The following is a 6,454-nucleotide window of genomic DNA, read 5'->3' as shown; positions in this document are numbered from 1 at the left end:
CTCCGATGCCGGGGCGCTGGCGGCCACGTTGCCGCAGGCACTCAGGGCCAGGATCGCGGCCAGACCCACTGCAGCGGTGTGAACCTTGTTGATCTTCTTCACGGTGCTTCCCTTCGAATGGCTTCAGCACATGACGTGTGACGGGTATCGTGTGATGGCGCCGCACCATCGGACGGGTACCTCAGCAGCCGTCTCCGTCGAGGGCTCGCATGAGGAAACCAAGCCTGAGAGCTCAACGAGAACCCAGACCTGCCGCGAGAGTTGATGTGATGTGCATCGCGTCGCGCTGTGTCTGATGCAATAGAACCCTTTGAGCGGGCTGGTTGTCAACAATCCACGTTTAATACCGTTGACAATCTACAATTATGGTCCTAGAGTCCAACTCTCAGCTGGCCACGTCAGGAACCGAGAAAGCCATGACATCTAGGACGTCACTCTCCTCGAGGAGCAAGGGCGTGCGGAGTCCGAGCAGAAGCAGGTTTGAAAGGGATTCTCTCGGAGTCCGGGAGATCCCGTCCGACGTGTATTGGGGCATTCACACCCTTCGTGCGCTCGAGGGCTTCCCGATCACCTGCACCCAGATCTCCTCACACCCAGAGCTGGTCACAGCTCTCGCACAGATCAAGCGGGCATCCTCGCTGGCGCGCTTCGACCCTGGCCTGATGGACGAGGCGAAGAAGACGGCGATCGTGCAGGCATGCAGGGAAATCGAACAGGGCAGGCTGCTGGACCAGTTCGTCGTAGACGTCCTCCAGTGTGGTGCCGCCGCATCGGCGAATGCCAACGCGAATGAGGTCATCGCCAACCGCGCCCTCGAAATCCTGGGGCACGATCGAGGCGCGTACTCGGTCATTCACCCCCACCACGACCTCGACACGGGACTGTCTGCGAAGGACGTCCATTCGACCGCCATCAGGCTCGCGGCCATCCGACGCACGGACGAACTCCTTTCGGCCATGGCGGACCTCCGACAGGGATTGGCGAGCAAGGCCCTGGAGGCGAAAGAATGCCGCATCCGCGGAGCCCTCGGCGACCTCTGCAGGATCCGGCCCGCCACCACGTGCGACGGGGGCACCGCCTCCCACCCGGGCTGGGCAGCGGCGTACCACGCCCACCTCCAGCGCATCACGGGACTGCCGCTCACGGCAGAGGATGACCCCGCGGAGAAGACATCTGACTGCGGCGGGCTCGTGCTCCTCTCGGGCGCAATCACGCACGCAGCAGCCGGGCTTTCGAGCATTGTTGCGGGCCTCGTCGAACCCGCCGTGGCCGAGGTGGTGGACCAAGTGGCCTTCGAGGTCCTGGGCAACGACCTGACCATCAGGTTGGCGGCCGAGGCCGGACGGCGGACTGCCTTCGAGCCCGTCATCGCCGAGGCCCTGTTCAGGAGCCTGAGCCGCCTCACGTCCGCCTGCATGGCAGTCGCCGAACAGACGCCCTCCCCCGCACTCAAGACCGTGCCACTTCTGACAAGGAACTGACGATGCCCTCTCTCGCTCAGGCGTACATCGCCCACTCGGCGGAATCCCCGCTCCAGCCCGGCGTCATCGAGCGCCGCGATCCCGGGCCATTCGAGGTGCGGATCGGCATCCGATTCACGGGAATCTGCCATTCCGACATCCACACCGCCCGAGGTGACTGGTCGAGCGTCCGGTATCCCGTCGTCGTCGGCCACGAGATCGCCGGAACCGTGGAAGCCGTCGGAACACAGGTCACGCGTTACGCCGTCGGCGACCGGGTCGGCGTCGGCTGTTTTGTGGACTCCTGCCGCGAATGCGACAACTGCCTCGCCGGTGAAGAGCAGTACTGCCTCGAGGGATCGACCAGCACCTACAATTCGGTGGGCCGCGACGGGCTCCCCACCGCGGGTGGCTACAGCACGAGCATCGTCGTGGACGAGAAGTATGTCCTGCGGATCCCAGACGGGCTCTCGCTGGAGTCAGCAGCGCCCCTCCTGTGCGCAGGAATCACGATGTATTCACCCCTCGTGCAATGGGGGGCGGGGCCGGGGCGCCGGGTTGCCATCATCGGCATGGGCGGGCTCGGCCACATGGGCGTCAAGATCGCGGCCGCACTCGGCGCAGAGGTCTCGGTCCTCAGCCAGACCCTCAGAAAGGGGGAGGACGCGCGCCGGCTGGGCGCCAGCCATTACTACGCCACGTCAGATCCCTCGACCTTCGAGGTCCTCAAAGGCCGCTTCGACCTGATCATCAACACCGTCTCCGCCCCTCTCGACCTCGACGACTACCTCTCCCTCCTCGCCTTGGACGGGACCCTGGTCCTCGTCGGGCTGCCCACGGAGCCTCTGCAGCAGCGCGCATGGTCCTTGGCCGGCATGCGGAGGAACCTTGCCGGCTCGAAAATGGGCGGCATCCGGAAGACGCAGGAAATGCTCGACTTCTGCGCCGCTGAGGGCTTCGGCGCGGAGGTGGAAGTCATCGCGGCCCACCAGATCAACGAGGCGTTCGAGAGGGTCCTGGCCAGCGACGTGCGCTACCGGTTCGTCATCGACGCGAACACCTACTGACGGAACCTCCCGAGGCTGTCGGGATCCGGCCAGGGGACTCAGACGTAGCGCGTCGGCGCCACGCCCGAACGGGCCATCGCGGCCGAATCCTCGTCGCGGCGGGCTCGGAACCGAGCGTCGGACTGGGCGCCGTCCCGCACGCGTCCCACGAGCAGCTTCCCCAGCCTCCGCAGTCCCCGCCGAAGGGCCGAGAAGTCCGGCAGGCCCAGAAGGTCCCCGGCCACGTCGGGCACGACGGTCGCCGGCACGAGCGGCCGTATCGAGGCATTGGCCCGGCTGCCCACGGTCGCCTCCTCGAGCCCAAAGCGGGGAGACGACGGCGCGGGACTGGCCGGCGTCGTCCGCGGACCGACGCCCGTGCCGGCCTCGAGAAGGAGGTGCGGGTCGCGGAGGGCTCGGCGCGATGCCGGCCGGGCCGGGTGCGGGGCCCGTTCGTCGGCGGGATGGATCGTGTGCTCGGTGCGGGTGGTGGTTGCCATGTCCACGAGTCTGCGCCGCCCCAGAGCCCCCCCGAAACGATTCGGTGTGCGCCGAATCCTCGCCGCCGGCCGCCGTCGTCCCTACGCTGAATCCATGTTCATCACGCTCACGAGCGAGGACCTCACGCGGGTCCGGTTCGAGGCCTCGCCGCTGTGGGAGACGGTCACGAGCCTGCGCGCGCTCCAGTCCGGGACCCCGATGCACCGGCCGTGGATCACCGAGGCCCGCCGCCGGATCACGGCGAGCGGGGAGCCGCTCGCGCGCGAGCACCTGCGCATCCTCACGACCCTCGTCGCACCCCAGGGCTTCATCGCGGACTCGCTCACGCCCACGCCCGAGCGGCAGGATTCGTTCACGGAGGCGCTCGACGCGGTCGCGGCCGTCCCGGGCGAGCTGTGGCTGCGGGACTTCGACTGCCTCGAGCGGCGCAAGCCCTCGGGGCACGTGCTCGCAACCCTCGAGGAGCTGCGCGCCGACGTCGACGCCGCCGTCCCCCGCATCGTCGCGGCTCTGCGCTGGTACTGGGCGACCGCCGTCGAGCCCTACTGGCCGCGGCTGCGCTCGGTGCTGCTCGCGGACATCGACTCGCGGCTGGAGGAGCTCGCGCACCACGGCATCCAGGAGGTTTTCAAGACGCTCCACCCGAGCGTGCGGCCCACCGCGACGGGCCTCGAGATCATGCGCGACTGCGAGGCGACCGACCTGCCCAAGCCCGGCCGCGGGCTGATCCTCGTGCCCAACGCCTTCGTGTGGCCCAGTACGCTCGTGCTCAACATCGCGCCGTTCGTCCCGACCCTCACCTACGCGCCGCGCGGCGTCGGCCGGCTGTGGGAGGCGACGCGCGAGACCCGCGAGTCCCCCGTCTCGCGCCTGCTCGGCCGCACGCGCGCGCAGATCCTCGCCCAGCTGGACGTGCCGATGACGACGACGCAGCTCGCCTGTGCGCTCGACCTCGCCGCCGGGACGGTCAGCGAGCACCTCAAGGTTCTCTCCGAGTCGGGGCTCGCAGAGGCCCTGCGCTCGGGCCGCGAGGTGTTCTACCAGCGGGGCCGGGTCGGGGAGGAGCTCCTGGCCCGCGCCTGACGCGGGGTCACCTCCCTGCGATGCAGGGTCACCTCCCTGCGATGCAGGGTCAATGAACTGACATTGACCCCGCAACGTTGAGAGGTGACCCCGCAACCTTGAGAGGTGACCCCGGATCTTGCCGTTGCCTTTTGCACAGAAGCCGACCCGCCACCGTCGTGCTTAAGCACAGTGATGTGACGTGCGCAACGATGGATGATGGTGTCATGACTACCACCGCCAGCAACCCGAGCACTCGCGACGAGCCCGGCTACCGCGTCCTCAACCCCGCGACCGGCGAGATTGTCGAGACCTTCCCCACCGCGACCGACGCCGAGATCGAGTCCGCGCTCGCCGCCGCCCAGGCCGCCTTCGAGTCGTGGCGCGAGACGCCGATCGAGACGCGAGCCAAGGTCGTCGCACGCATCGGGGAGCTCTTCACCGAGCGCGCCGACGAACTCGCGGCGATCATCACCGAGGAGATGGGCAAGCCGCTCGGCCAGGCCAAGGACGAGGCGGCGTTCTGCACCGACATCTTCGCCTACTTCGCCACGGAGGGTCCGGCCCTCGCCGCGGACCAGGAGATCAAGACCTTCGCCGGAGGGCGGGCGTTCGTCCAGAAGCTCCCCATCGGCCCGCTCCTGGGCATCATGCCGTGGAACTACCCGTACTACCAGGTGGCGAGGTTCGCCGCGCCGAACCTCATGCTCGGCAACACGATCCTCCTCAAGCACGCCGAGTCGTGCCCGAAGTCTGCCCTTGCGATCCAGCGGATCATGGACGACGCGGGCCTGCCCCAGGGCGCGTACGTCAACGTCTTCGCCTCGCACGCGCAGATCGCCGATATCATCGCCGACCCGCGCCTCCAGGGCGTCTCCCTCACCGGCTCCGAGCGCGCCGGCGCGATCATCGGCGAGCTCGCCGGCAAGAACCTCAAGAAGGCCGTCCTCGAGCTCGGCGGATCGGACCCCTTCGTGGTCCTCGACGCCGCTGACCCGAAGGCCCTCGCCGACACCGCGTGGGACACGCGCATGGAGAACACCGGCCAGGCGTGCAACTCCAACAAGCGCATGATCGTCATGGAGGACGTCTTCGACGACTTCGTCGCGCAGCTCACGGCCCGCGCGGCCGCGCTCACGCCGGGCAACCCGGCCGACGACGCCGAGAACACCTTCGCTCCACTGTCCTCCCGGGCGGCCGCCGAGGGCATCGCCGCCCAGGTCCAGGACGCCGTCGAGAAGGGCGCCACCCTGCACGCGGGCGGAGAGCTCGCCGACGGCGATGCCGCGTACTTCTCCCCCGCCGTGCTCACCGGCGTGACCCCGGAGATGCGCGCGTACCACGAGGAGCTCTTCGGGCCGGTCGCCGTGGTCTACAAGGTCGGCAGCGACGAGGAGGCGCTGCGCCTCGCCAACGACACCCCGTACGGCCTCGGCGGTTGCGTCTTCTCAACCGACACGGCCAGGGCCGAGCGGGTCGCCCAGCGCCTCGAGGTCGGCATGGCGAACGTCAACCTGCCGTCCGCCGAGGGCGCGGAGGTGCCCTTCGGCGGCGTCAAGCGCTCGGGCTTCGGCCGCGAGCTCGGCCCGCTCGGCATGGACGAGTTCGTCAACAAGCGGATGTACTTCGTCGCGGACTGACGCCCGCTCGCAACGCTGCATCGCGACACGCTGGTATCAAGCCCGCACAACGGCGTGTTGCGATGCGGCGTTGTGGTCTGCCCGGCTCAGCCGCCGGCGGCGCGGGCGGCCTCGATGCCCTCGCGGGCCCAGGCCTGCTGGGCGGGCGTGCCGTAGCGCTCGGCGTACTGCTCAGCGAGCTGGAACTCGACGAGGGCCTGGTGGTGCTCCCCCGCCGCGGCGAGTCGCTGGCCGAGGTTCCCGTGGAGTTCTGCGCACCAGCGCCGGGCCCGGACGCTGTGCGCGCCGGCGGCGTATTCGACCCCGGAGCGGGTCCAGGACTCGGCGTGGGCCTCGTCGGCGAGGGCGAGCATGTGGAACGCGTCGGCGGCGAGGAACTCCTCGCCGAGGTGCTCGCCGAGCTCCGCGGCCTGCTCGAAAAGCGGCACGGCCATCTCGCGGTGCCCCGCAGAGATCAGGAGCCGGCCGCGCTCGAGGAGCACCCGGACGGCGATGGTGGGGTCCGGCGTGGCGTCGATGCTGTCCAGGAGCGCGTCCGCCTCCTCGATCCGGCCCTGGAGCCCGATCGCGCGGCCGAGCTGGGTCGCGAGTTCGGCGCGCTCGGCGGCGTCGTAGGCCGGGTCGTCGAGGGCCGCGCGGAACGCGGCCTCCGAGGCCGCGGGATGCTCGAAGTCCCAGAGGGAGTCGAGGGCGGACTGGTCCAGCAACGGGCCTCCTCGGGGCGGACGGCCGCGGACAGGCGCGG

The 6,454-nt window shown here is 69.3% G+C and carries 6 protein-coding genes; 4 read left to right on the top strand and 2 right to left on the bottom strand.

All coding sequences use genetic code 11. From position 1 onward, the window contains the following. Window positions 1-455 precede the first annotated feature (455 nt). Both BV907_RS17385 and BV907_RS17380 read left to right on the top strand, forming a co-directional pair. Window positions 456-1,481 (top strand): lyase family protein, encoded by a 1,026-nt coding sequence (locus BV907_RS17385; RefSeq protein ID WP_175637511.1) that lies wholly within the window; start codon window positions 456-458, stop codon window positions 1,479-1,481. A gap of 2 nt (window positions 1,482-1,483) precedes the next feature. After that, window positions 1,484-2,527: an NAD(P)-dependent alcohol dehydrogenase gene (locus tag BV907_RS17380; RefSeq protein ID WP_077491008.1), complete on the top strand. Its 1,044-nt coding sequence runs from the start codon at window positions 1,484-1,486 to the stop codon at window positions 2,525-2,527. A 38-nt stretch (window positions 2,528-2,565) separates the two neighbouring features. Here the strand turns inward: BV907_RS17380 and BV907_RS17375 are convergent, their stop codons facing one another. Beyond that, on the bottom strand, window positions 2,566-3,006 hold the full coding sequence (locus BV907_RS17375; RefSeq protein ID WP_077491007.1) for a hypothetical protein: 441 nt from the start codon (window positions 3,004-3,006) through the stop codon (window positions 2,566-2,568). 94 nt (window positions 3,007-3,100) lie between these two features. Between BV907_RS17375 and BV907_RS17370 the strand changes: the two genes are divergently transcribed. After that, complete coding sequence (locus BV907_RS17370) at window positions 3,101-4,090, top strand: ArsR/SmtB family transcription factor (protein WP_077491006.1); 990 nt, start codon at window positions 3,101-3,103, stop codon at window positions 4,088-4,090. 206 nt (window positions 4,091-4,296) lie between these two features. Beyond that, window positions 4,297-5,709, top strand: coding sequence for an NAD-dependent succinate-semialdehyde dehydrogenase (locus BV907_RS17365; protein WP_077491005.1), 1,413 nt, complete (start codon window positions 4,297-4,299; stop codon window positions 5,707-5,709). An 86-nt stretch (window positions 5,710-5,795) separates the two neighbouring features. Here BV907_RS17365 and BV907_RS17360 read toward each other — a convergent pair whose 3' ends face one another. Next, window positions 5,796-6,416, bottom strand: a complete 621-nt coding sequence (locus BV907_RS17360; RefSeq protein WP_077491004.1) for a hypothetical protein — start codon at window positions 6,414-6,416, stop codon at window positions 5,796-5,798. Window positions 6,417-6,454 lie beyond the last annotated feature (38 nt).

This window comes from Sinomonas mesophila, assembly GCF_001999765.1.
In the GTDB taxonomy this organism is placed as follows: Bacteria; Actinomycetota; Actinomycetes; order Actinomycetales; family Micrococcaceae; genus Sinomonas; species Sinomonas mesophila.
Note: the sequence above shows the minus strand (reverse complement) of the source record. Positions and strands in the feature narration are given on the sequence as shown.

Coding starts and splice junctions, on each gene's coding strand:
- BV907_RS17380 (WP_077491008.1), top strand. CDS start 1,484: ATGCCCTCTCTCGCTCAGGCGTACATCGCCCACTCGGCGGAATCCCCG.
- BV907_RS17375 (WP_077491007.1), bottom strand. CDS start 3,006: ATGGCAACCACCACCCGCACCGAGCACACGATCCATCCCGCCGACGAA.
- BV907_RS17370 (WP_077491006.1), top strand. CDS start 3,101: ATGTTCATCACGCTCACGAGCGAGGACCTCACGCGGGTCCGGTTCGAG.
- BV907_RS17365 (WP_077491005.1), top strand. CDS start 4,297: ATGACTACCACCGCCAGCAACCCGAGCACTCGCGACGAGCCCGGCTAC.